The sequence below is a fragment of the Faecalicatena contorta genome (genome assembly GCF_022835095.1).
Taxonomy (GTDB): Bacteria; Bacillota; Clostridia; order Lachnospirales; family Lachnospiraceae; genus Faecalicatena; species Faecalicatena contorta.
Genome location: NZ_BQNQ01000001.1, coordinates 818308 through 843410 on the forward strand (window position 1 = coordinate 818308; position 25103 = coordinate 843410).

At 46.3% G+C, this 25103-nt stretch carries 21 protein-coding genes and 3 pseudogenes; all 24 read left to right on the forward strand.

Annotated elements, in window-relative coordinates:
• Positions 1–28: 28 nt before the first annotated feature.
• The 24 genes and pseudogenes from MWG26_RS03710 to MWG26_RS03815 all read left to right on the forward strand — a co-directional run bounded on the left by MWG26_RS03710 (position 29) and on the right by MWG26_RS03815 (position 25070).
• Positions 29–1339, forward strand: coding sequence for a cytosine permease (locus MWG26_RS03710; RefSeq protein WP_025654720.1), 1311 nt, complete (start codon positions 29–31; stop codon positions 1337–1339).
• A 29-nt stretch (positions 1340–1368) separates the two neighbouring features.
• The gene (locus MWG26_RS03715; RefSeq protein WP_025654721.1) at positions 1369–2436 is read left to right on the forward strand and encodes an aminopeptidase; all 1068 of its coding nucleotides are present in this window, start codon (positions 1369–1371) and stop codon (positions 2434–2436) included.
• Positions 2437–2473: 37 nt separating this feature from the next.
• Positions 2474–3538: a 2,5-dihydroxypyridine 5,6-dioxygenase NicX family protein gene (locus tag MWG26_RS03720; protein WP_025654722.1), complete on the forward strand. Its 1065-nt coding sequence runs from the start codon at positions 2474–2476 to the stop codon at positions 3536–3538.
• Positions 3539–3627: 89 nt separating this feature from the next.
• Positions 3628–5055, forward strand: coding sequence for a beta-Ala-His dipeptidase (pepD, locus tag MWG26_RS03725; protein ID WP_025654723.1), 1428 nt, complete (start codon positions 3628–3630; stop codon positions 5053–5055).
• Between the two features lie 684 nt (positions 5056–5739).
• Positions 5740–6213: a DUF1700 domain-containing protein gene (locus MWG26_RS03730; protein WP_025654724.1), complete on the forward strand. Its 474-nt coding sequence runs from the start codon at positions 5740–5742 to the stop codon at positions 6211–6213.
• A 1096-nt stretch (positions 6214–7309) separates the two neighbouring features.
• Positions 7310–8224, forward strand: a complete 915-nt coding sequence (gene pfkB, locus MWG26_RS03735) for a 1-phosphofructokinase (RefSeq protein WP_025654726.1) — start codon at positions 7310–7312, stop codon at positions 8222–8224.
• 14 nt (positions 8225–8238) lie between these two features.
• The gene (locus tag MWG26_RS03740; RefSeq protein WP_162149251.1) at positions 8239–8703 is read left to right on the forward strand and encodes a PTS sugar transporter subunit IIA; all 465 of its coding nucleotides are present in this window, start codon (positions 8239–8241) and stop codon (positions 8701–8703) included.
• Entirely contained in the window at positions 8700–10097 is a 1398-nt protein-coding gene (locus MWG26_RS03745; RefSeq protein ID WP_025654728.1) for a PTS fructose transporter subunit IIC, read from the forward strand. Before MWG26_RS03740 ends, MWG26_RS03745 begins: the two co-directional genes overlap by 4 nt.
• A gap of 14 nt (positions 10098–10111) precedes the next feature.
• Positions 10112–11245, forward strand: a complete 1134-nt coding sequence (locus MWG26_RS03750; protein WP_025654729.1) for a uroporphyrinogen decarboxylase family protein — start codon at positions 10112–10114, stop codon at positions 11243–11245.
• A 122-nt stretch (positions 11246–11367) separates the two neighbouring features.
• The gene (locus tag MWG26_RS03755; protein ID WP_025654730.1) at positions 11368–12114 is read left to right on the forward strand and encodes a DeoR/GlpR family DNA-binding transcription regulator; all 747 of its coding nucleotides are present in this window, start codon (positions 11368–11370) and stop codon (positions 12112–12114) included.
• 206 nt (positions 12115–12320) lie between these two features.
• Positions 12321–13493, forward strand: a complete 1173-nt coding sequence (locus MWG26_RS03760) for an IS256-like element IS256 family transposase (protein WP_000195429.1) — start codon at positions 12321–12323, stop codon at positions 13491–13493.
• A 177-nt stretch (positions 13494–13670) separates the two neighbouring features.
• Positions 13671–14822: a THUMP domain-containing class I SAM-dependent RNA methyltransferase gene (locus tag MWG26_RS03765; RefSeq protein WP_117441072.1), complete on the forward strand. Its 1152-nt coding sequence runs from the start codon at positions 13671–13673 to the stop codon at positions 14820–14822.
• A gap of 12 nt (positions 14823–14834) precedes the next feature.
• Positions 14835–15449 carry an XTP/dITP diphosphatase gene (locus tag MWG26_RS03770; RefSeq protein WP_025654732.1) on the forward strand — a complete coding sequence of 205 codons (615 nt, stop codon included), beginning with the start codon at positions 14835–14837 and terminating at the stop codon, positions 15447–15449.
• A gap of 601 nt (positions 15450–16050) precedes the next feature.
• Positions 16051–16938, forward strand: a complete 888-nt coding sequence (locus MWG26_RS03775) for a DUF6017 domain-containing protein (protein ID WP_270629536.1) — start codon at positions 16051–16053, stop codon at positions 16936–16938.
• A gap of 15 nt (positions 16939–16953) precedes the next feature.
• Positions 16954–17166: a DUF5348 domain-containing protein gene (locus MWG26_RS03780; protein WP_003504510.1), complete on the forward strand. Its 213-nt coding sequence runs from the start codon at positions 16954–16956 to the stop codon at positions 17164–17166.
• 43 nt (positions 17167–17209) lie between these two features.
• Complete coding sequence (locus tag MWG26_RS03785) at positions 17210–17686, forward strand: PcfB family protein (RefSeq protein ID WP_117441073.1); 477 nt, start codon at positions 17210–17212, stop codon at positions 17684–17686.
• Positions 17683–18162, forward strand: a pseudogene (locus tag MWG26_RS03790) (VirD4-like conjugal transfer protein, CD1115 family); the annotation flags it as partial. The gene MWG26_RS03785 and the pseudogene MWG26_RS03790, both read left to right, overlap by 4 nt.
• Positions 18163–18742: 580 nt before the next feature.
• Positions 18743–20560, forward strand: a complete 1818-nt coding sequence (locus tag MWG26_RS03795; protein WP_003504504.1) for a reverse transcriptase domain-containing protein — start codon at positions 18743–18745, stop codon at positions 20558–20560.
• Between the two features lie 105 nt (positions 20561–20665).
• Positions 20666–21436, forward strand: a pseudogene (locus MWG26_RS03800) (VirD4-like conjugal transfer protein, CD1115 family); the annotation flags it as partial.
• Positions 21437–21935: 499 nt separating this feature from the next.
• The gene (locus MWG26_RS22680; protein ID WP_270629529.1) at positions 21936–22061 is read left to right on the forward strand and encodes a hypothetical protein; all 126 of its coding nucleotides are present in this window, start codon (positions 21936–21938) and stop codon (positions 22059–22061) included.
• A gap of 188 nt (positions 22062–22249) precedes the next feature.
• Positions 22250–22969, forward strand: a complete 720-nt coding sequence (locus tag MWG26_RS22885) for a reverse transcriptase domain-containing protein (protein ID WP_207658940.1) — start codon at positions 22250–22252, stop codon at positions 22967–22969.
• Positions 22970–23010: 41 nt separating this feature from the next.
• Complete coding sequence (locus MWG26_RS03805) at positions 23011–24159, forward strand: RNA-dependent RNA polymerase family protein (protein WP_330615971.1); 1149 nt, start codon at positions 23011–23013, stop codon at positions 24157–24159.
• Positions 24160–24261: 102 nt separating this feature from the next.
• Positions 24262–24813, forward strand: a pseudogene (locus MWG26_RS03810) (type IV secretory system conjugative DNA transfer family protein); the annotation flags it as partial.
• Between the two features lie 29 nt (positions 24814–24842).
• The gene (locus MWG26_RS03815; protein ID WP_003505006.1) at positions 24843–25070 is read left to right on the forward strand and encodes a hypothetical protein; all 228 of its coding nucleotides are present in this window, start codon (positions 24843–24845) and stop codon (positions 25068–25070) included.
• Positions 25071–25103 lie beyond the last annotated feature (33 nt).

Here is a 25103-nt window from a genome sequence, read left to right on the forward strand (position 1 = left end):
AATGAGGGACTTAGGAGGATACTAGAATATGGGCAAGAAAAAAGAAGATAAGGCAGCAATCGTGGACGAGCCGATGACACCTGTGCCGCTGGATCAGCGGCAGAGCTGGGTTACACCGGCGGTTATATTCGGCGGACTCGAGTTCTGTGTTCCGATCCTGATGATTGGTGCAACGCTGATCGGGGCGTTCGGAATCAAGGGGATGGTTCCGGTCGTACTGTTTACATTTTTGATATTGACATGGGGCGGCAATACATTGAGCGGATACATAGGCGCTAAGACAGGCCTCTCTTCCTCTGTAATCGCGCGTCAGGGATTTGGCGACAAGCAGGCGAAATTTATCATAGCGCTGGTAATCGGAGTCATCAGTATGGGCTGGTGGGCAATCCAGACATCGGTTACAGGAAATGCACTCTGCGTGATACTGGGGATAGACTATACAACGAACAGAATCGCATGGGCGATTGTGACGATTATCGTTGGATTTTTATTCGCAGTGCCCTCTATTATTGGATATTCTTCCATGAAATGGACGGACTATCTTGCGGTTCCCTGCGGATTGCTGTTATGCGTGGCAGGTATATATCTGGCACTGAAAAATGTGGGCTGGTCCAACATTATGAACTATCAGGGCAGCGGAGATATCTCTTTTGCGGCAGGTGTAACAATGCTGCTGGGCATGAATGTATCCCAATTTGTAATCGCTGCTGATTACACCAGATATGCAAAGCCAAAGTGGAAAGACAATATCCTGATTCCTCTAGGAATTATCGCGATCGGTATCCCGCTTGTATTTATCGGCGCTATAATGGCAGCAGGCAACGGAACAGCTGACATCGTGGCAGTGATGCAGAACCTGGGATTCCCGGTATGGGGATTCATCGTGCTGTGGCTTGCATCATGGACTAGCCAGCTGGTGAACAACTACACAATGGGGCTTTCTTTTTCAAATATTTTAAATGTTACATCAAATAAAGGAAGAGCGACTGTTACACTGGTCGGTACAGTATTATCAATTATCCTGTCTCTGTGGGGAATCCTGGAGCATTTCCAGGATCTGCTGAGCCTGGCGGCACTGTTGTATCCGGCGATCGCAGGGGTTATGTTTGTGGACTTCTTTGCAAGAAAACAAAACTGGGTCGACAAACTCGGATGGAACTTTATGGCTACATTGGCGATGGTGGTCGGAACGGCAGTCGGTTATGTGACAACATATGTCGTAAAAGTCGGCATCCCGCCGCTTCAGTCTCTGCTGATTACCGGTATCGTATATTATGCGGCTATGAAAATTAAGGCAAAAACAGCTCCGGATAAATTTACCGAGGGTATGTTTGAGTAAAAAACAATTTAAAAGAAGGAGTGATGGAAATGGAATATCCAATCGGCATCGAAATGACAGATTCGTATCAGTCTTATGAGGTGCAGAAAGCAGCGATGAAACTTGTGAAAGATGTCATGCTTGTAAAGGCGGGGGAATCCGTTGTGGTTACAGCAGACACTTCGACCGACATGAGGGTGGTCGACGCAGTAATGGGTGCGGCATACACCATCGGAGCCAACCCTGTTATGATTAAATATCCAACAACAGGCAAAGCCTTTGAAGAGCCGTTCCTGCCAATTGCGAATGCGGTGGCAGTGGCAGATGTATGGATTGAGTTTGCATATTATTGTGTGATGCACACACCGTGCTTCCAGAAGGCGATTGCAAATGGGGCAAGGTATACCTGCCTCTGCGGTATGGATACGATCATGCTGGTAAATACTGTAGGCAAGGTGAAATACGATGTAGTGGTTGAGTTTGGGGAGTACCTGACACAGAAAGTGCAGGCTTCTAACGAAATCATTGTGCGTGATGCGAATGGAACAAATCTGAAGGCTTATAACCAGGGAAGAAAAGTAAAACACTCCGGACAGCTTGCAACAAAGAAGGGCTATCCCGTGATGCTGGGCGGACAGGTAAGCTGGTGCCCGGTGGAGGAGACAATCGAGGGCACGCTGGTGTTTGACGCAGCGCTGTTCCCGCCGAGTGAGATCGGGCTTCTGAAAGAGCCGGTAAGGCTGGAATTCAAGGAAGGCCGTGTGACAGAGATTACAGGCGGGGCACAGGCTGAAATCTTTAAGAAGTGGCTGGCATCGTTTAATGACCCGAATATGTACCGCCTGGCACATTATTCAATCGGATTTAATCCGGGTGTGCGCAAAGCCACAGGAAGAATCGTGGAAGACGAGAGAATCTTCGGATGCATTGAATTCGGTATCGGCAGCCAGGGAGCCAGCCTGATGGGGGCATTCTGGGATGCGGCTTCCCACACGGACGGAGTTGTATCTAAGCCGACGATTATTCTGGATGGGGAAGTTCTGGAAGAGAACGGTATATACAAAGAAGAAACCTGTATATCATACTGCAAAAAGCTTGGCATTGCAGAGTATGAGTAGAAAACGAATGTATTCAGTTTAAAGGAGGACGAAAGGTATGGAATACCCAATTGGAATCGAAATGGCCCCGGAGTATTTATCTTATGAGGTAAGCAAAGCGGCTTATAAACTGGTAAAAGAAGTTATGCTGGTTGAACCCGGAGAGAACGTAGTGGTGACAGGGGACACATCTACAGATAAGAGAGTGCTGGATGCTATTATGAATGCGGCATACATTGTAGGCGCAAACCCGGTGCTTGTGTATGTCCCAACGAATGAAAATGCTTATGCGGAACCAATCGCTCCACTTGGCAATGCGGTGGCAGTGGCAGATGTGTGGATCGAGTTATCCTACTCCTCCATCATGCTCTGTGAATCCTGGAGAAAGGCAATCGATTTCGGATGCCGCTATATCAACCTGACGGGTATGGATGTAACCATGATTGTGAACTGCATCGGAAAAGTCGATGTGGCACGTGTCGTGGAACTCGGGGAAGCACTCAAGGCGAAGATGGAAGCAGGCAATGAAATCATCATCAAGGATGAAAATGGAACCTATCTTACAGCCAGAAACGAAGGAAGAAAGGTTCGCCATTCCGGCCAGCTTGCTACATTTAAAGGATATCCGTTCATGATGTGCGGACAGATCAGCTGGTGCCCGATCGAAGAGACGATCAACGGCAAACTGGTCTTTGACGCAGCTATCTTTCCACCGACTGATATGGGAATTCTGTCTGGCAATGTAGAGCTGACATTGGAAAATGGAATCGTTACAAAGATTGAGGGCGGCAAAGACGCAGAGCGTTTCAGCTCATGGCTGCACTCATTTGACGATCCGAATATGTTCCGTCTGGCCCACTATTCACTTGGTTTCAATCCGGGAGTATCAAAGGCTACGGGACGTATCGTAGAAGACGAAAGAATCTTTGGCTGCATGGAATTCGGTATCGGAAGCCAGGGCAAGATGATACGCGGAAGTTACTGGACAGCGGCATCCCACACGGATGGTGTTGTTTCCAAACCATCCATTATTCTGGATGGAGTTGCAATTGAAGAAAACGGCAAATATGTAGATCCTGAGCTTGCTGAAATCTGCAGAAAAATGGGAGTGGCAGGTTACTAAAAGTAAAACAGGTCTGAAGTAAATGGGGACACCCACAGGCTTGTGCCAGGGTGTCCTTCTGTTATATAAAAAAGAAGGGAACGCAGCGAATGGACATAGAAAAAGTGATTTCTTATTTTAAAAAAGTCTGCTCTATACCAAGAGCATCGGGGGATGAGAAGGCGATCAGCGATTATATTGCTGATTTTGCGAGGGAGAGAGGGCTGGAAGCTGTACAGGACTCTCATTATAATATTATAATCCGGAAACCCGCCACAGTACCCGATGCCGGGGAGCCCGTGATTCTCCAGGGACATCTGGATATGGTATATGTAAAGGAAAATGACAGCAGCCATGTATACGCCGACGGGATCGAGGTGAAGGAAGACGACGAATACTTTTATGCGGACGGAACTTCTCTTGGGTCTGATAATGGTATTGCTATCGCGTATTGCCTGGCTCTTCTCGACAGTGATGATATCGCGCATCCCGATCTGGAAGTCATATTTACTGTACAGGAAGAAGTCGGTTTGATCGGCGCGGATGTGATTGACATTTCTTCTCTGAAGGGGACGCGGTTTATTAATCTGGATTCTGAGGAGGAGGGCGTATTCTACACAAGCTGTGCAGGCGGTCTGAGATGCCGTATGGCCTGGGATGTGGAGACAGAAACTCTAAAGGAGGCAAGGGTGCCTCTCAAAGTGGCCTTCCAGGGTCTTGCGGGCGGCCATTCAGGCATCAATATCGGAATGGAGCTGGGGAATTCTATTGTGCTGCTCGGAAGGCTCCTATATGCCCTCAGAGATATGCAGATACGGATCAATGATCTGGATGCCCCCGGAAAGGCGAACGCCATTGCCAGCAATGGTGCGGTATGCTTTTATATAAAGCCGGAGGATCTGGATCCCGTTAAAGCAAAAATACGGGAAGTGGAAAAAACATTCCAGGCGGAACTTCAGTACACGGATTCTATTTCCTTCCAATTAGATGAGGGGAGTCCGCTGGAAGGTGCTGTTGTCTATACGGAAATGTATCAGAAGAAGATTATGAACAGCCTGATGCTTCTGCCCTACGGGGTAGCAGGATATTCTTTTGCGATTGAAGGTCTTATAGAGACTTCTATGAATATGGGGGCGCTGACACTGGAAGACGGAAGGCTTACCCTGCTGATGTCCCTGCGCAGTTCCGTGGAATCACAGAAATACATGCTGAGGGATAAAATCCAGATTATAGCGGATGAGTACTGTGATACCTGTATCTTCGAGAATGATTATCCGGGCTGGCAGTACAGGAAAGAGTCTCCTCTCCGGGAGAAGGCAATCGCACTGTACGAAAAATTGTTTGATAAAAAAGCTGAGGTGGCCGCAATCCATGCGGGGCTTGAGTGCGGGTATTGGGATAACAAAAAACCGGGCCTGGATATTATCTCGACTGGGCCGAACCTTTACGATGTGCATTCCACAAAAGAAAAAGTATCAAAAGAATCTATTGCGCATATGTGGCTTTATCTGACTGAGCTGCTGAAAGAATTGGCGTAGTATTCTTGAGAGAGACGGGGGGATGGAGGACGCGAAATGAAGGGATAGCCGCCAGCCTCCTAAGGGCACATATGCCGTTGCGAATTGCGGACACAGACCTAAGAAATTCTAAGAAGGAGCCAGCCGCGAAAGTGGGGCACGGGATGGCACAGCACAAGAAATCCGATGATTTCTCGCGCTGGGCCATCCGCATTTATGATTCGGAATCATAAATGCTCTCCACTTTCGCGGCTGGCTCCTTCTAAGAATTTCTAAGGCCTGCTTTAGCAATTCGCAACGGCATATGTGCCCTTAGGAGGCTGGCGGCTATCCCTTCATTTCGCTGGGGGCATCCAATCGGAAGGTGAGAATCGTTTGCCGAGGGGCGCTAAACGGGGGGAGCGTATTGATTCGCTTGGTGGAACGGCATAGCACCCATCTGTCCGCAAGACTGAAGTTGTAAATTACCTAAGGATTAATGAGTCTGGATTGAATACGAAAAACACCCATTAGGAATTTCTTAGAAAAATTTAAGGTTCTTCTACTTGGAATGAAAAGGGGTTTGTGTTATCCTAAGTGAAAGGCGTTTATTTGATAAGATAGTGAGGATCCGATTACCTGTACGGGGGCGGATGAAGCACGAAGCGCGGATTGAAACAAAAATGCAGATAGCTGTCATGCATAAGTAGGAGGAGAAAGACAATAATGACACGGATAGAATTCCTTCAGCAGCTGCGCCAGGCGCTTGAAAACGATCTGAGCGGCAGTGTGGTACAGGAGAATGTAGATTTTTATAATCAGTATATATCGGACGAAGTGAGAAAGGGAAAAAGCGAAGAAGAAGTACTTCAGATGCTGGGAGATCCCTGGATTCTGGCCAGAACTGTTATTGATGCCGTGGACGGAACCGACCGTTCCACAGTTTATGAGGCCGGCGGAAGCACTTACGATGACTTCGAGAAGGGGAGAAGCACCCAACAGGAGAGCGGGGGACAAAAGATGCATGGTTTTGGATTTGATACGTGGTGGAAGAAACTGCTGGCAGTTTTGGCAGTTATTATGGTAATTGTTGTTATATTTTCAATTGTAACCGGACTTGTACGGCTGCTGGCACCTATACTCATACCGATCATCGTTATTATGATCATTGTTCAGCTCATTAGTGGGCGGCGAAGGTGAGGAGTGGCTGGTATGGGTGCGCCTGGGGCTGCGGAAAGACAGGAGTGGCTGGAAACGGGTTATGGTCTGTAAGCTGGAGTAGAGCAAAATGGAAGAAAAACCAGGGCAACCTGGTTTTTCTTCCATTTTACTCTACTCCAGCTTACAGCCATAAGACGCTTCCAGCCACTCCTATCTTTCCGCAGTCCCAGGCTGGACGCATCATGCAGGTACATCTAGATCACCTGGATGGGGCCTTGATGGGAGCGGGAGGATGGGAATTGGGGGAGAAGGATATGTTGGGACGAGGAGTTTTGTTTTTGCTTTTAAAAGTAAAAGACCGATGGGGGAGCCATCGGTCTTTTGAGGGGAGTATAAATAATTAATAAGGGGTTGTAGAAAGTAACCTTTCTACATTGATAAGTATAATATACAAAACTGGAAAAAGCAAGCAAAAATAAAAAAATATTAAATAAAAAGATTTATCCGATTTTGTAAAATATGAATAAAAAAGTGATTTGGCAGGAACAATATGTGTGTACCAAATAAATTTCTCAGGAGGAATACTCATGTCAAACAATTACAGTAACACAAACAACTCAAACAACTCAAATAACTCTAACAACTCATCAAAGAACACAAACAGCAACTCATATTCATCTTATTCTGATGAACAGAGCAAGAACAAGAATTCCAACAAGAATTCTTCAAACAACTCTTCTTCTAACAGCAACAAGAATAACAACAACAAGAATTCTAGCAGCCAGAGCAACAACTACTAAATTAGAGCTCCTTTATGCAGGTCGAATTGTAAACTTATGTGACTGTTCATGGGTCTGAACAGTTATAAACTCATTTTGGTACAGGGAAGAAATATTTTGGGACGTGGTAAAGTTAAACTTTACTACGTCCCAAAATTGTATATAGGATTTTAGAAATGAAAAGTGAAATGAAAGAAATGACGTAAACGGTCATTATTTGTATGCAATGTCTAAAAAAACAGCCCAAAATAGCGGAAATGTAGAAAAATACATATGAAAATTGTAAATAATGGAGATTGATTATGAACGATTATGAAAGTATAATGATGCTAAGTTCATTGGAAGGGGGTGAAGGAATGATATATACGGTTACACTAAGTGCCTCTTTAGACTATATTGTTTCGGTTCATAATTTTGAGCTGGGAGTGACCAACCGGACCACTTCAGAAATGATCCTTCCGGGAGGGAAGGGAATTAATGTCTCCATGATTCTGCAGTCACTGGGCATTGAAAACAAGGCGCTGGGATTTATTGCAGGATTCGTAGGTGAAGAGATCAGGAAGAGGGTCATAGAGATGGGATGCCAGCAGGATTTCATTTTCCTGCCGTCAGGAGTTTCCAGAATTAACATAAAGTTAAAGTCTATAGAAGGAACAGAAATCAACGGGCAGGGGCCATATATTTCTTCAGAGTACATAGAAAAACTATTTAAACAGTTAGACTCATTGAACGAGAATGACATTCTTGTATTAGCAGGCAGCGTACCGGATTCTGTGCCGGATTCTATCTACAAGGTTATCATGAACCGTTTAAGCGATAAGAAGGTCATGATTGTTGTTGATGCATCCAATGATTTGTTGGTAAATGTCCTGGAAAACCATCCGTTTTTGATTAAGCCAAATAGTTTTGAGTTAGGTGAAATATTTGGGAAAGATATCCATGACAGAAAAGATATTATGAAACATGCGAAATTGCTGCAGCAAATGGGCGCCCGTAACGTTCTTGTATCCATGGCGGGAGACGGAGCCATATTAGCAGCGGAAAACGGCCGGATATATGATGCACCTGCACCAAAAGGCAAGTTAAAAAATGGGGTGGGGGCAGGAGACTCCATGGTTGCCGGGTTCCTGGCTGGATGGCTGGAAGCGGGCGATTATGAAAAAGCCTTTCGGATGGGAGTAGCATCCGGGAGTGCCAGTGCATTTTCAGAGCATCTTGCAACAAAGGAAGAAATATATAAAGTATTAGAGCAATTTGATGAAAAGCAATAATGAAAGGGACGCATATGAGAGAGTTATTAAAACCGGATTACATTTTTGTGAACCAAAGGCCAAAGTCAGCCAGCTTAGACGCCGCATTAGAGCTGATAAGTGAAAAATGCAGTGAATATGCAGGGGTCAGGGCCTCGGAACTGAAGAAAATGTTTTTAAAAAGAGAAAAGATGGATTCTACGGGGTTTGGCGAACAGTTAGCAATTCCACATGCAAAAGTAAAAAGATTAAAAAATCCTATGATTGCAGTATTCCGCTTTGAGGAAGGAATAGACTGGAAGTCTATGGATGGACGGCCTGTAAGGGTGGCAATCGCTCTGATTATGCCTGCCGGCGATGAGAATAATACACATTTACAGGTCTTGGCAAAACTATCAAGAAAACTGGTGCATCAGGAATTTATGGAGATGCTGTTAAAGATTGAAGACAAGAAGGAACTCTATAATTACATAATAGAAGAAATGGGGGATTTGGGATGAAATTTGTAGGAGTTACGGCCTGCCCGACAGGTATTGCACATACCTATATGGCAGCAGAAAAGCTGGCGGAAGAAGCAAAAAAGATGTCGATAGGTATCAAGGTGGAGACAAGAGGTTCTGTTGGAATAGAAAATAAACTGACGGAACAGGAGATTAGAGAAGCAGACGTGGTTATATTGGGTGTTGGTGTTTCGGTCGATAAATCCATGTTTAACGGGAAAAAGATCGTAGAGGCTACAGTTTCTGATACAATACATAATACGGATACTGTAATTAAAAGGGCCATTGAAGCAGCACAAGACGAGAATTACCCGTTGTATACAGGGGGAGGTACAAAAGAAAAGGCAAGTGAAGAACAGGAAGCAGATACGTTTCTTAACTTGCTCAAGAGGATACCAAAGCATTTAATGACTGGAGTGTCCTACATGATTCCTTTTGTTGCGGCGGGCGGAATCATGATTGCCATCTCGTTTATGTTTGGCATTGATGCATCTGGAGTTGAGGGATCCCTTCCATTTTATCTGAATAAGATAGGCGGCATTGCATTCAGCGTTATGATACCGATTATGGCGGGGTTTATTGCATACTCCATGGCGGACAGGCCGGGAATTGCGCCGGGTATGGTAGCAGGCCTGATTGTCACGCAGCTGGATCCCAGCCCGGGATTTATCGGAGGTATCATCGGGGGTCTGCTGGCGGGTATCATAGCATGGGCAATTAAAAAGATTAAAATGCCAAAGGCACTGGCAGGTTTGAAACCCGTTTTAATTATTCCTCTTTTCTCCACTTTTATCGTGGGCTTACTGATGTATTTTGTGGTTGCACCGCCTTGCGTTATGCTTCAGAGCGCGATGACAAACTGGCTGACCAATATGTCAAACAGCAGCGGCATATTACTGGGGGCCGTAATTGGCGCTATGCTTGCATTTGACCTGGGCGGCCCGGTGAATAAGGTTGCGTACATGTTCGGCGTGGGGCTGCTTGCAGAAGGTGTATATGGCCCGCAGGCAGCAAGTATGGCATCCGGTATGGTGCCATCCCTGGCGATGGCACTGGCAACTGTCCTGAACAAAAATCTCTATACTCCGGCAGAAAGGGAGAGTGGAAAGACAGCATGGCTTTTAGGCGCATCATTTATAGCAGAAGGGGCAATTCCGTTTGCCGGTGCGGATCCGCTTAGGGTTATCCCCTCTCTGATGGTCGGTTCTGCAGTGGCAGGGGGCATGGCAATGGCATTCAACCTTACATTGCAGGCGCCCCATGGCGGTATCTTTGTAATGGGGCTTGTGAATAAACCGTTCTTATTCCTGCTCTGCACAGCGGTCGGCATGGTTATATCGGCGCTTATGGTCAATTTCTTAAAAGGAATGAAGGTTAAGAAAAACAAAAAATAAGAAGGGAAAATTTTATGACATCAAAAGAAAGAGTATTATGTGCGGTGAATCATAAGCCTGTGGACAGGATCCCCCTGGATTTAGGGGGGACTGCCTGCAGCATGGTAGACAAGGCTTACTTTAAGGTTAAGGATTTTTTGGGGATAGAAGGAGAGATTGAGCCGTACAGAAAGGGATCCAATGTATGTTATTATGACGAACGGATTCTGGATAGATTTGATATTGATATCCGGAGAGTTTTTGCAAAGCAGTCGGAGGAATATCCCAAATATCACGATGACGGTACTTTTTCCAATGAATGGGGACTTGTTCAGAGAGACACCGGTTTATATGTGGAGACCGTAAAAAACCCGCTGGAAGATGCAGAACTGGAAGATTTGGATACCTATCCATGGCCACAGCCGGAAGAGATGCTGGATGTAACAGGAATGAAGGAGAGGGCAAAGAAGCTGCATGAGGAGAACGAATATGCAATATCTCTTCGAATGCCCTGCAACGGTATATTTGAAATCGCCTGTTGGCTGAGAGGGATGGAAAATTTCATGGTAGATACGATAACAGATCCCGAATTTGCCCATGCCCTGATAGAAAAGATATTAAAAGTCCAGATAGAGATGTATGGATATCTGCTGGATCAAGTTGGGGAATATATTGATATTGTAGAGTCAGGAGACGATTACGGAAGCCAGCAAAGCCTACTGATATCACCGGATGCATACAGGGAGTTTATCTTCCCGGCCAGAAAAAAGCTGAACAAGGCAATCAGGCAGAAGGCGCCGCAGGCCAAGATTTATCTGCACAGCTGCGGAGCTATTGCTGATATTATAGAAGATTTGATCGACTGCGGTGTTGATATACTAAATCCCGTTCAAACCTCTGCTGTAGGAATGGATCCGGTTACCTTAAAAGATAAATTTGGAGACAGGATTTGTTTCCACGGAGCAGTAGATACACAAAAAGCTATGACAGGTTCGATTGAACAGGTAGAGGATGAAGTGAAAAGACTGATTGATATATTGGGCAGGGACGGAGGATTTATACTGAGTTCATGTAACCATATCCAATCAGACATACCGCCGGAGAATGTGGCCAGAATGTTCGAGTTTGCAGCGGAATACTCAAGTTACTATTCACGGGGCCGTGCATAGTAATATGCTCAAAGCAGTAATTAAGTAAATATATGCTTTAAGATAAGGATTGAATTAGAAGGTTCCGAATTGTATAATAAGTGGAAAGCGATAAGCAGGCTATTTGCAGGAGGTGGAGCTGAATGCTGCTCAGAAAAAGGCATCAGGAGATATTAAGGCTGTTGGAAAATAGAAAAAGTGTGACTCTCCAGGAACTGATGGAAGAGTTTTCAGCATCTGAATCTACGATCAGGCGGGATCTCACTGCCCTGCACAAAGAGGGGAAGCTGGTTAAAGTCTTTGGGGGTGCCGTATTGGCTGGGGATACGTTCCATACAAAGGACGAGAAGGTTTCCAACAGAGAAGAGATTAACCGGACTGAGAAAATCAAGATTGCCAGGTATGCCGCCTCTATGATAAAAAAAGATGATTTTGTTTATTTGGATGCGGGTACAACTACCGGGTACATGATAGACTATATCCAGGAGAGGAGTGCTACGTATGTAACCAACGGAGTCTCCCATGCACGGCGGCTTGCGGCCATGGGGTTTAAAACCATGATTATAGGCGGTGAACTGAAAGAGTCTACGGAAGCGGTTGTTGGCGGGGAAGCCTTGAACAGCCTGGAGAAGTTTCATTTTACAATTGGTTTTTTTGGGGCAAACGGGATCACGAAAAAGAACGGATACACCACCCCTGATGTTAGTGAGGCGCTGGTTAAGCAAAAAGCGATGGAAAAGTCACAGAAGAAATATATGCTGTGCGATGCGGCCAAATTTGGCAATGTATGTTCGGTTACATTTGGAGAGTTCTCAAGTGCCATTATATTGACCAACTATGTTCCCAAAAATATATATGAAAATTCCAGTAATCTTATTGCTATTCGCTAAAAGGCTGTATGAGGATTCATTATATCTTTTATTACTCCGGAAAAGGCGTGGTAATGATATAATTTTATAAATAATGAATAATAAAGCAAAATTCATCTAAAATAGGATAAAGTCCGTATAATTGTGTAAAAGTAAAAAGGCCATATAACAGTCCTTTTACGGTACAATGTTTTTAACGACAAAAACATACCCAGGAGGACTTTTACATGACCCAAGTACATTTTACACTGAAAAGCGAAGAGATTCAAAGCATTATTGAATATTCTGTAAAGGATGACGTTTCTAAAAATATTTTAACAACGGTATTTAATCAACTAATGGAAAATCAACGAACAGAATATATTCAAGCAAAAGAATATGAACGAACAGAAAACCGACAAAGTCAACGAAATGGCTATTATGAGCGCAGCTTTACGACACGTGTAGGCACGCTAGAATTAAAAGTACCCAGAACACGTGATGGCCATTTTTCACCCACAGTGTTTGAACGTTATCAACGAAACGAAAAAGCCCTCATGGCTTCAATGTTGGAAATGTATGTATCAGGCGTTTCAACTCGTAAAGTATCAAAAATTGTGGAAGAACTTTGTGGTAAATCCGTCTCTAAGTCCTTCGTTTCTAGCTTAACAGAACAGCTAGAACCTATGGTTAACGAGTGGCAGAATCGTTTATTATCAGAAAAAAATTATCCTTACTTAATGACCGATGTACTCTATATAAAAGTACGAGAAGAAAATCGAGTACTCTCAAAAAGCTGTCATATAGCGATTGGAATAACCAAAGATGGCGACCGTGAAATTATCGGCTTCATGATTCAAAGTGGCGAAAGCGAAGAGACCTGGACAACATTTTTTGAATACCTAAAAGAACGCGGTTTACAAGGTACGGAACTCGTTATTTCTGATGCGCACAAAGGATTAGTCTCTGCCATTAGAAAATCCTTCACCAACGTAAGTTGGCAAAGATGCCAAGTTCACTTCCTAAGAAATATCTTTACCACCATTCCTAAAAAAAATTCAAAATCTTTCAGAGAAGCTGTTAAAGGAATTTTTAAGTTCACAGATATTAACTTAGCGCGTGAGGCTAAAAATCGATTGATTCATGATTATATCGATCAACCAAAATATTCAAAAGCTTGCGCATCATTGGATGATGGATTCGAAGACGCCTTTCAATATACCGTACAAGGAAATTCCCACAATCGACTAAAGAGTACCAATCTAATTGAACGACTGAATCAAGAAGTACGCAGAAGAGAAAAGATTATTCGCATCTTCCCCAATCAAACATCAGCCAATCGCTTAATTGGAGCCGTTCTTATGGACCTACATGATGAATGGATTTATTCTTCAAGAAAATACATCAATTTTGATAAGTAGAAATGGTAAAAACATTGTATAGCATTTTACACAGGAGTCTGGACTTGACTTAAAATAGATAATAAACAGGTTTGGGACGTAGTAAAGTTCAACTTTACTACGTCCCAAATTTATAGTAATATGTATACATATATTGAAAAATAAAGATATATTGATATTGTCCGATTGGAGGATTTGATGAATAATAAGCTTGAATTGATAGCACCTTGCCATTTTGGCCTTGAGGCGGTTCTGAAGAGAGAAATTCAGGATCTGGGGTATGAGATTGCACAGGTGGAAGACGGAAGAGTAACTTTTTATGGTGATGAGAAGGCGATCTGCAGGGCGAATATATTTTTGCGTACAGCGGAACGTATTTTGTTGAAAGTGGGGTATTTCAAGGCAGAGACATTTGACGAATTGTTTGAGAATACAAAAGCGATTCCATGGGAGACATTAATTCCGAAGGATGGGAAGTTCTGGGTGGCTAAGGCGGCCTCTGTCAAGAGCAAGCTTTTCAGCCCGTCCGATATACAGTCCATTATGAAAAAAGCCATGGTAGAGCGGATGAAAGTGCATTACCATATGAAATGGTTTGAGGAGAACGGCGCGTCATACCCAATCCGTGTTTTTTTAATGAAGGATATGGTAACGGTGGGGATCGATACATCGGGCGTATCCCTTCATAAGAGAGGATACCGTCAGCTGTCCAGCAAAGCTCCTATCACAGAAACACTGGCGGCCGCATTAATAATGCTGACCCCTTGGAGCAGGGAACGGATTCTGGTGGATCCATTCTGTGGCAGCGGCACGTTTCCTATAGAAGCTGCTATGATGGCTGCAAATATTGCGCCGGGCATGAACCGGTCGTTTCTCGCGGAGGACTGGACAAACCTGATATCCCGTCATGCCTGGTATGAGGCCGTCGATGAGGCGAATGATTTGATTGAGGATGACGTGGAAGTTGATATTCAGGGGTATGACTTAGATGCAGACGTGGTGAAGGCGGCAAGACAGAATGCGCAGGATGCCGGAGTGGATCATATGATTCATTTCCAGCAGCGTGATGTCAGGGATTTGAGGCATCCTAAGAAATACGGATTTATCATTACCAACCCCCCATATGGAGAAAGACTGGAAGAAAAACAGGCATTAGCATCCCTGTACAGCGAATTTGGCGAGAGCTTCTGGAATCTGGACAGTTGGTCAGCCTATATGATCACCAGCTATGAGGATGCGGAGCGGTATTTTGGACGTACGGCGGATAAGAACCGCAAGATTTACAACGGAATGATCAAGACATATTTTTATCAGTTTTTGGGGCCAAAGCCGCCAAAACCAAAAGAATAGAGGAATACGGTTATGGATAAAAGAATCATTTTCGCAACAGGCAATGAGCATAAGATGGAAGAGATCCGAATGATCCTGGATGATATTGGGATTCCAGTATACTCCATGAAAGAAGCAGGGATAGATATTGATATCGTGGAGGACGGGACAACTTTTGAAGAAAATGCGATGATTAAGGCGAAAGCAATTTCGGAGCTGTTACCGCATGATGTGATCCTCGCAGATGACTCCGGACTGGAGATTGATTATCTGGACAAGGCGCCGGGGATTTATTCGGCAAGGTATGCCGGAGTTGACACTTCCTACGACATCAAAAACCAGATGCTTCTGGATCAGCTGGAGCATGTGCCTGATGAGCAGCGCACAGCGCGATTTGTATGTGCCATAGCGGCTGTCTTTCCGGATGGGACTGCAGAAACTGTCAGGGGGACTATAGAAGGCGTCATCGGGCATGAAATCATAGGGGACAATGGTTTTGGCTATGACCCTATCTTTTACGTACCCGAATATGGCTGTACGACAGCGCAGATGGAGCCGGAGAAGAAGAATGAGCTCAGCCACAGAGGGAACGCTCTGCGGGCGATGCGCGAGATTATGAAAAAGAAGTATAGTGAAAAGACATCTTGAAATGTATGGCATTAACAGCAGGGACGCAGTCCTAGGGACAGACATATCCGTGAGTCGTCCCGCTGCATGTCCTGCAGGCACGTATTCAGCAGAGCTGTAAATATTATGATAAAAACTCTGATTATCTCAAAAAAGCCCGGAAATACGGGCATTTCACGGGATATGAGAACTGAATTTACTACTCATTTACTACATTCGGATTGAGCCTTGACACGCTGCTTTCTCCCGTGAAGTACCCCCTACCCAAATAGGACACATCAAAAATTGAATACGACACCGCAAGAAGCGGCGTTCTCTTTTCCCTGCGGGGAAATAAGGGACGCTGCTTTTTTTGCGCCTAAAACCAGAAAGGAGGCGACCGCCTATGTACTTCACATCCGGCGACGACCGGGCCTTTGAACAGCTCATGCAGGAGAGGCCGGGCGCAGACCACTTTGACAACGGCGAGGCCGGAGCGCCGGAGGATTGCGGCACCTGCCGCTTTTACCGCCCGTACTGGAAGTATCAGTTTTGCGTCTACGCAGAATGTCCCTACCAGCCGGGCAAGCTCACCGCCCTTGACGGCGCGGCGAAATTTCAAGTGAAAGGAGTTGACGACGAAATGGCAGTTTTTCGCGTGGAGAAAAACCGGGGCTACACGGTCATGTCGAACCACCACCTGCGGAACAAAGACCTATCCCTAAAGGCCAAGGGCCTGCTGTCGCAAATGCTGTCCTTGCCGGAGGACTGGGACTTTACCCTAAAGGGCCTATCCCTTATCAACCGGGAACAGATCGACGCTATCCGGGCGGCTGTCTGGGAGCTGGAACAGGCCGGGTATATCGTCCGTTCCCGTGAGCGCGACGGGCAGGGGCGGCTTCGCGGCGCGGACTATCTTATTTACGAGCAGCCCCAGCCAGTGCCGGATTCCCCTACGTTGGAAAATCCAATGTTGGAAAAACCAACACAGGAAAAGCCTACGCAGGGAAAACCAATGCAATTAAATAAAGATAGACAAATAAAAGAACCATTAACTACGGATGGATTAAATACCGATTCCATTCCTATCCTTTCCCCTCCCTCTCCTTTAGAGGACGGGGCGGCAGAGCCGCCGGAACGGAATGGAAAGGAAGCGGCGACACAGAGCGCCGTAGCGATTTATCGGGAAATCATCATGGACAATATCGAGTATTCCCATCTGGTACAGAACACCCGGCTTGACCGGGAGCTGTTGGACGAGATCGTGGACTTGCTTGTGGAAACCGTATGCAGCGCCAGAAAGACCATCCGCGTTGCCGGGGACGATTACCCCGCCGAGCTGGTAAAGGCCAAGCTGATGAAGCTGAACAGTTCCCATATCGAGTTTGTCTTTGACTGTATCAGCAAGAACACTACGGAAATCCGCAACATCAAGAAGTACCTGCTGGCGGCGCTGTTCAATGCGCCAAGCACAATCAGCGGTTACTATACGGCGCTGGTGGCCCACGATATGAACACCGGCAAAATCTGAAAGGAGGACGGCCCTATGAAACAGGGTGCATTGATTTTTGACGAACAGACAGACCGCTACGACATCCGCTTTGATTTGGCGGACTACTACGGCGGCCTGCACTGTGGGGAAACCTTTGACGTGATGGTGGGCGGCAGGTGGAGGCCGACCCGCATTGAAATGGCGGAGAAATGGTATCTTGTCGGCATACGCGCCGACGACCTCTCCGGCCTGCGGGTACGGATTTAAGCCGCGCCGCCTGCCTGCTTGACTTCCAAAGGAGGGATGGCAGTTGCAGGAAGAAGTCGATCAGAAAACCATAGCGTTAGCAATCAAGACCGGCAAGCTCACCGGCCAAGCGCTGCAAGCGGCCATGAAGAAGTATCTGGAAGCCCGGAAAAAGGGCAAGGCCAGACTTCCCCACGGCCAGCAGAGCTTGCGGAAGCTCAAACGGGACGGTTCCGCGCTGTCCAATATCGAAATCACCGAGGCCAACATCGGCCTGTTTAAGCCCTGCGCCAAGAAATACGACCTTGATTTTAGCCTGCGGAAAGACAATACCACCCATCCGCCCCGCTATATCGTGATTTTTAAGACCAAGCAGGCGGACAATCTGGAACAGGCGTTCAAGGAGTTCACAGCCAAGAAGCTAAACCGGGAGGAACGGCCCTCCATCCGAAAGACCCTATCCGCCATGAAACAAAAGGCTGCGGCCAAAGAGAAACAGCGGGCCAAGGAGAAAGTCAAGGAAAGGGGGCTGTCGCTGTGAAGCCAGAAGTAAAAAAACTGATAATTGCCAACCTGCCCTATCTCCTGTTTGTCTATCTGTTCGGCAAGCTGGGGCAGGCATACCGGCTGGCGTCCGGGGCGGATATTTCGGAAAAGCTGCTGCACTTCCTCGACGGGTTTTCAGCGGCCTTTGAGAGCGCCGCCCCCAGCTTCCACGGCTTTGACCTGCTAATCGGCGTGACCGGTGCGGCGCTGCTGCGGCTGATGGTGTACCTGAAAGGCAAGAACGCCAAGAAATACCGGCGCGGGGTAGAGTATGGCAGCGCCCGTTGGGGCGGCCCCAAAGATATAGCCCCGTACATCGACCCCGTGTTTGATAACAATATCCTGCTGACACAGACGGAACGCCTCACCATGAACAACCGGCCCAAAGACCCCAAGACGGCCAGAAACAAAAACGTGCTGGTGATCGGCGGCTCCGGCAGCGGCAAGACGCGATTTTTTGTGAAGCCCAGTGCGCCCGTAAGGGCGGTATAAATCCTACCTTGAGCAAGTAGTAGGTAAAAGTATCAAGCGGCATTGTGCCGCAACCTATCATTCCCCGTCTTACCCCAAAAGGGAAACCGGAGGGCGACCATAGCATGACGGAGGACACGGGGCGCTGAAGCCTCAGAAGCGCCGGCGTGACGGAATGAAAATCCACGTATGAGGATGGAAGCTAGACTGCTTGAATGACAGCCTGAAATCGGGACCAAGAGCGTACCCCTGACGTAGAGAGGTTGTACTCGTCAGTGTTCCTGACAGTCGCATTGTTTGGCTATGCGGCTGCTGATACTCGGAGCAGGTTCAGCCACGGGAAAGTGGAAAAAGGCGAACGTCACATACCGACAACGTGGAACGCTTGTTTATACCGTACTAAACGGGGATTGCCTAAAGTGAAATGCCGAAAGGCTATGAAAACGCTGAAATGCGGGGTTCTGAATATTCACCATGGCAACAGAGTTCCCATAGTAGTCTGCGGACGGGAAAGCCGTCTACATGGCAAAGGGGAACAGTGAATCATTTTCAAAACAGAAAGGATGGTGTGTGAGACACTATGAGAAATCCGATTCATGTCTTGAAAAGCCTTGAAGAAAAGGCAAGTGTAAGTAACTACAAATATGAAAGATTATATCGCAACCTATACAATCCAGAGTTCTATCTCCTTGCATATGCGAACATTGCGAAATCGCAGGGGAGCATGACGCAGGGGGTAGACGGGCAGACGCTGGACAACATGAGCCTGCCGAGAATTAACCGGATTATTGAATCCATACGCAACAGGACATATCAGCCAAAGCCTGCAAAAAGAAAGTACATTCCTAAAAAGAACGGGAAACTTCGCCCGTTGGGAATCACTTCTACTGATGATAAGTTAGTGCAGGAAGTGGTCAGAATGATTCTTGAAGCAATCTATGAGCCGACATTCAGCAACAATTCACACGGTTTCAGACCAAAAAGAAGCTGTCACACGGCACTTACGCAAGTGAAGAAAAACTTCACAGGTGTTACATGGATTGTCGAGGGAGACATTAAGGCGTGCTTTGATAACTTCGACCATCATGTGTTGGTTGAATTACTGCGGAAAAGGATTTCAGACGAGGCTTTTATCGGTCTAATCTGGAAGTTCCTGAAAGCCGGATATATGGAACAATGGCAGTACAACTGCACCTACTCCGGTGTTCCGCAGGGCAGCGGTATCAGTCCGATATGTGCAAACATCTACCTCAGCGAACTGGACAACTATATGCAGGAATACAAAGAAAAGTATGATTGCGAGCCAGAACGCAGAAGGACGACCAGAGAATACGAGCGGGCGTCCCGGAGATACAGAAAGGCACGTAAAGCGTTAATGGGCGCAGAAAAATCAACTCCTGAACTGGTAAAAGAATTTAAGGATTCCAGAAGGAAGAAGATGAATCAGCACTATTACAATCCGTTTGAGGAAGGCTTCAAGAAAATCCAGTACAACCGTTACGCCGATGATTTTGTAATCGGCGTTATCGGCTCCAAAAAGGACGCAGAAAAAATCAAGGAAGATGTAAAAATCTTTCTCCAAGAAAAACTGCATTTGGAAATGTCCGAGGAAAAGACGAAAGTCACCCATTCCAGTAAGCCGGTACGCTATCTGGGGTACGATTTCAAAGTAATCCATTCCAAGAACATGAAGCGTTGTAAAAACGGCGACATGAAACGGGTGTGGTATGGAAAAGTATTCCTGTATATGCCGAAAGAAAAATGGATTAAAAAAGCGATGGAACGGGGAGCGATACAGGTGAAACGCAACAATGACACAGGCAAAGAAATGTGGCGGCCTATGCCAAGGAAAGACCTGATGAACCGCAGCGACGCAGAGATTGTGTCTACTTTCAATTCCGAAATTCGAGGGTTATATAACTTCTATCGGATAGCAGAAAACGTAGGCGCATTGCACAAGTATTACTACATGGTGCGGTACAGCATGTTAAAAACTCTGGCAGGAAAGCACAGAACGAATGTCAGTGTTATTAAGAAGCGGCACATGGTAAACGGAGTACTGAGAATCCCATACGATACAACTAAGGGACGTAAATACTGCGAATTTTACCATGATGGATTCAGAAAGCACAGCGACGGCTATGACAATGTGGCAGACGTTATGCCGAGTTATAGGAAATATGACAGCAGGCACACGATAGTAAACCGCATAAAAGCCGGAGTATGCGAGATTTGCGGGGAACATGCAGACTATTTATGTATGCACCACGTAAGAACGCTGAAATCGCTGAAAGGCAGGGATATATTTGAGCAGAAAATGCTGAAAATGAGAAGAAAATCTCTGGCTCTCTGCCCTGACTGCTTTGAACTCTTACACGAAACCAAAGAATCAAGGTGATTCATGGAAAGCCGGATACGCTGAGAGGTGTACGTCCGGTTTGGGAGGCGGCTCCCTGAAACCTACTGATGAAAGTCAGCAAGGCGCAGGGTGCCTACCTCATACCTCATGCAGTGCGTGTCCAAGGACTATCCGACCTCTTTTGTTATCACTGACCCCAAAGGCGGCCTGATCGGGGAGGTGGGCCAGCTCCTTGTGCGAAGCGGCTACCGGGTGAAAGTGCTAAATACCATCAACTTTTCCAAGAGTATGCGGTATAACCCGTTCCGCTATATCCACAGCGAAAAGGACATCTTGAAGCTGGTAAACACGCTGATCTGCAACACCAAGGGGGAGGGCGAAAAGAGCGCCGAGGATTTTTGGGTGAAGTCGGAACGGCTTTTGTACTCCGCCCTCATTGGCTATATCTGGTATGAAGCGCCGGACGATGAAATGAATTTCACGACGCTGCTTGAAATGATTAACGCCAGTGAAGCCCGCGAGGACGACCCGGAATTTCAATCGCCGGTTGACCTGATGTTTGAACGGCTGGAAGAAAAAGACCCGGAACACTTTGCCGTGCGCCAATACCGTAAATTCCTGTTATCCGCCGGCAAGACCCGTTCCTCGATTCTGATTAGCTGCGGAGCCAGATTAGCGCCCTTCGACATCCGGGAAGTGCGGGAGCTGATGGAGGACGACGAGTTGGAGCTTGACACCATCGGGGATGAAAAAACGGCCCTGTTCCTCATTATGAGCGACACGGACACGACCTTTAATTTCATTCTGGCTATGGTGCAGAGCCAGCTTATCAACCTTTTGTGCGACCGGGCGGATGATAAATACGGCGGGCGGCTGCCCGTCCATGTACGGCTGATTTTGGACGAGTTCGCCAACAGTGTGACACGTTCTACGCCCAAAACGGTGGGAATAACCGACAAAAGCGTAGCCTAAAGTCACAAATAACTTAATAAATGTGGTTTTAGAGAACTGCATAACTGAAATCTCAAATGAAGGGGCAACGCCCGGAAGGGGATTCACTAATACTCCGAATAGCGTCAGCCGGATACAGACGGCTGGGGTTATCGAGCTCGGGGAAGTCGTGCGAAGCACACCCTAACGCCGGAAGGCGAGGAAAGATTCGTAGAGGTACGGGTTGTGTGTGACAGTGCGGGTGGGGTTGCCATATGGTTAGAATGACCAAAAAGGCGGTCTGACAAAGTTCCGAATGTACGGCTCTAAACGAATGGCTTGTAGAAATGCAAGTGTACCAGAGGTACGCAAGCGGGGCAAAGTAAAAGTTGTTAGTATGAAATGCCCTCTGCGCTTACAGGGCGCAGGTATCTTAAGGATTCTCCTTGAAGATAATGCTTGCAGGGCTAAAGGAACGACCTAAGTGGCAACAATCCTAAGTTATGTGGAACGTGGAAAGCAGCCAATACGGGAGCTGACTGTATCAGCGGCAAAGTACCGTATTTGTGTCGAAAAGGAAGAAGCACAGAAAGAACTTCTTCTACAATAAGCACATTAATGGTTGTGAGAGTAGAGGCACAGTACCTGTGAAGCCGTGATAATAAGCGGTGGAGGGATAGCCTCAAGCCGATACTAAGATTTTCTTTCATGTCTATATAGTAATCACCAAAAGGAGATTTTCATAGCTGTCGTGGTGCGACTAAGAAAAAATCATTCTCCGACAAGGAGCTGGTTACTATGGCAAAACGAATTGTAAATAGAGCAGAGCGGAATGCAGAAAGATATGACGCTAAAGAAACAGGCTATCAGTTATATGAAAACAGCCTGAACGCTAAGATATTTGACAGGCTCATGCCACTGATAGTGTCAGAGCAGAATATCATGCTTGCGTACCGCAACATCTGCAAAAGCGGGGGAAGCAAAACCCCCGGCACAGACGGGAAAACGATTGAAGCAATACAGTCACTTCCCATCGAAACGGTCATTAAAACTGTCAGAAACAAGTTGAACTATTATCAGCCCAAAAAGGTCAGACGGGTAGAAATCCCCAAAGATAACGGAAAGACCAGACCATTGGGGATTCCGAGTATCTGGGACAGACTGATACAGCAGTGTATCCTACAGATACTGGAGCCGATTTGTGAAGCGAAATTCCATGAGCGGAACAACGGTTTCAGACCATACAGGTCAACACAGAATGCAATCGCACAGTGTTATAAAATGGCACAGTTGCAAAATCTGCACTTTGTAGTTGACGTGGACATTGTTGGCTTCTTTGATAATATCGACCACGGTAAGCTCATTCGGCAGTTGTGGGGGATTGGAATACAGGACAGAAAGCTGATTATGATTATCAAACAGATGCTAAAGGCAGAAATCCTGTTCAATGACATAACCATTGAGCCAGAAACAGGTACTCCACAGGGGGGATTCTATCCCCACTTCTTGCAAATGTAGTATTGAATGAACTGGACTGGTGGATAGCCGGTCAGTGGGAAATGTTTAAAATCAGAGAGGGAAAAACAGGTTTAGAGTTTGACAAGACTGATAAAGAGGGAAACGTCCTTACAGTGGACAGAACGCAGAAGTGGAATAAGCTGAGAGCAAAAACCGGACTGAAAGAAATGTATATCGTAAGATATGCGGACGATTTTAAGTTGTTCTGCCGGGATTATGCAACAGCAAAGAAAGTAATGTGTGCCACAAAACTCTGGCTTGCAGAGAATCTTCATTTGCAGACCAGCGATGAAAAATCGGGAATCACAAACCTGCAAAAGAATTATACGACTTTTCTTGGAATTAAGTTTAAAGTCGTGCCAAAAGGCAGTAAGTGGATAATACGCTCCCACATAGCAGACAAGAGCAAAGTTAAGGTCATTAAAAAACTGAGCGACGTTTGGAAAGATATAAAAAACCCGAGCAAGCAAAGCGAGATTGACCGCAATATCAGCCTTTATAATGCTATGGTCATGGGAATGCACAATTACTACTGTATGGCAACGATGGTATCAGCAGACTTTGCGGAAATCTCTTATAAAGTCAACGGGAAAAGTAACGGCATGAATCATAACAACCGCAGTTTCCCCATTGAGCGGCAAGGAGAGATTACCAGCAAGTTCATACAGGAGAAGTATGGGAAATCAAAGCAGTTCCGATGGATAAAGGGAAGAATGATTATCCCGGCAGGATATGTGGCATATGAATATCCGAAATATAAAAGGCGTGAAGTCAACAAATATGCAAGGAAATATTCAGACATCGAAAACTGTATCAGTTACGAGGTCATGAAGTATATGATGGAAAACGCCCATCTCTATCCAACGTTGGAGATGGCAGACAACGCTCTGTCAAGATATATATCGCAAAGAGGGAAATGTGCGGTAACACACAATGCGCTGACAGTTTCAGACATGGTGTGCCAGCATATCAAACCTTGCAAGGGAGAGCGGAATGACACATACAAGAATTTAATTCTCTTGTCAAAAGAAGTGTCAAAACTGGTAGGTGCAACGAAAACTACAGTAATAGGTAAGATACTTGCAGACCTGCCATTGACCGAAGAAATGCAAAATAAAATCAATAAGTTCCGAAAACACAGGGAGCTGGAAGAAATACAATTCGAGAACTATATAGGCACTAAAAAGTAATCTTAGTCGGTGGAACGCCGTGTGATGGGAAACTATCACGCACGGTGTGGAGCGGGGGAAAAGCCCGAGGTGGAAACACCAGAGGCTTACCTATCGCTATTCGGCCAGATACCAAATTTTGACAAGCTGATTGCCACCATCCGAAGCCGGGAAATCTCGGCTTCTATCATTTTACAAAGCCAATCGCAGCTAAAGGCCATTTACAAGGACGCGGCGGAAATCATTTCCGACAACTGCGATTGTACGCTTTTCCTTAGTGGCAGAGGCAAGAACGCCAAGGAGATCGCGGACGTGCTGGGGAAAGAAACCATTGATAGCTACAACCAGAGCGAGAACCGGGGCGCGCAGACCTCCCATGGATTGAATTATCAGAAGTTAGGAAAGGAGTTGATGAGCCAGGACGAAATCGCAACGATGGACGGAGGCAAGTGTATTTTGCAGGTACGCGGCGTGAGGCCGTTTTTCTCGGAGAAGTACGACATTACCCGCCACCCCCGCTATAAGTACCTCTCGGACGCCGATAAAAAGAACACCTTTGACGTGGACAGATACTTGTCGTCCATGCGCCGCAAAAAGCGGCGTGTGGTATCGGAGGATGAAGCCTTTGAGCTTTACGACATTGACCTGTCGGACGAAGATTCCGCCGACCAGTAAGGCGGCTGGCAAAGAAAGGAGCCTGACCTATGAAACACTCGGACGAAATTACATTTGCGGATTGCTTCAAGTCGATAGAGAACGTCTATCGCGCCATTTTTTCTGTTGCCGTCATGTGCCGGTGGATAGCGGAACACAACACCGTCCCCACCGACGCGGAGGCCGTACAGATGGAAATGGAAATCAACCGGCAAGTGTGTGACGCATGGGCGGAAATCTATGTGACTGCCCTGCGGGAATGGCTGGGCGGCCAATAACTCCGGGCCGCCTGCGGATTGTGACGCTGTTGC

Bases quoted from the DNA above. Each gene is read 5' to 3' on its own strand.
- MWG26_RS03710 (WP_025654720.1), top strand. From the start codon at position 29: ATGGGCAAGAAAAAAGAAGATAAGGCAGCAATCGTGGACGAGCCGATG.
- MWG26_RS03715 (WP_025654721.1), top strand. From the start codon at position 1,369: ATGGAATATCCAATCGGCATCGAAATGACAGATTCGTATCAGTCTTAT.
- MWG26_RS03720 (WP_025654722.1), top strand. From the start codon at position 2,474: ATGGAATACCCAATTGGAATCGAAATGGCCCCGGAGTATTTATCTTAT.
- pepD (WP_025654723.1), top strand. From the start codon at position 3,628: ATGGACATAGAAAAAGTGATTTCTTATTTTAAAAAAGTCTGCTCTATA.
- MWG26_RS03730 (WP_025654724.1), top strand. From the start codon at position 5,740: ATGACACGGATAGAATTCCTTCAGCAGCTGCGCCAGGCGCTTGAAAAC.
- pfkB (WP_025654726.1), top strand. From the start codon at position 7,310: ATGATATATACGGTTACACTAAGTGCCTCTTTAGACTATATTGTTTCG.
- MWG26_RS03740 (WP_162149251.1), top strand. From the start codon at position 8,239: ATGAGAGAGTTATTAAAACCGGATTACATTTTTGTGAACCAAAGGCCA.
- MWG26_RS03745 (WP_025654728.1), top strand. From the start codon at position 8,700: ATGAAATTTGTAGGAGTTACGGCCTGCCCGACAGGTATTGCACATACC.
- MWG26_RS03750 (WP_025654729.1), top strand. From the start codon at position 10,112: ATGACATCAAAAGAAAGAGTATTATGTGCGGTGAATCATAAGCCTGTG.
- MWG26_RS03755 (WP_025654730.1), top strand. From the start codon at position 11,368: ATGCTGCTCAGAAAAAGGCATCAGGAGATATTAAGGCTGTTGGAAAAT.
- MWG26_RS03760 (WP_000195429.1), top strand. From the start codon at position 12,321: ATGACCCAAGTACATTTTACACTGAAAAGCGAAGAGATTCAAAGCATT.
- MWG26_RS03765 (WP_117441072.1), top strand. From the start codon at position 13,671: ATGAATAATAAGCTTGAATTGATAGCACCTTGCCATTTTGGCCTTGAG.
- MWG26_RS03770 (WP_025654732.1), top strand. From the start codon at position 14,835: ATGGATAAAAGAATCATTTTCGCAACAGGCAATGAGCATAAGATGGAA.
- MWG26_RS03775 (WP_270629536.1), top strand. From the start codon at position 16,051: ATGGCAGTTTTTCGCGTGGAGAAAAACCGGGGCTACACGGTCATGTCG.
- MWG26_RS03780 (WP_003504510.1), top strand. From the start codon at position 16,954: ATGAAACAGGGTGCATTGATTTTTGACGAACAGACAGACCGCTACGAC.
- MWG26_RS03795 (WP_003504504.1), top strand. From the start codon at position 18,743: ATGAGAAATCCGATTCATGTCTTGAAAAGCCTTGAAGAAAAGGCAAGT.
- MWG26_RS22885 (WP_207658940.1), top strand. From the start codon at position 22,250: ATGGCAAAACGAATTGTAAATAGAGCAGAGCGGAATGCAGAAAGATAT.
- MWG26_RS03805 (WP_330615971.1), top strand. From the start codon at position 23,011: ATGTTTAAAATCAGAGAGGGAAAAACAGGTTTAGAGTTTGACAAGACT.
- MWG26_RS03815 (WP_003505006.1), top strand. From the start codon at position 24,843: ATGAAACACTCGGACGAAATTACATTTGCGGATTGCTTCAAGTCGATA.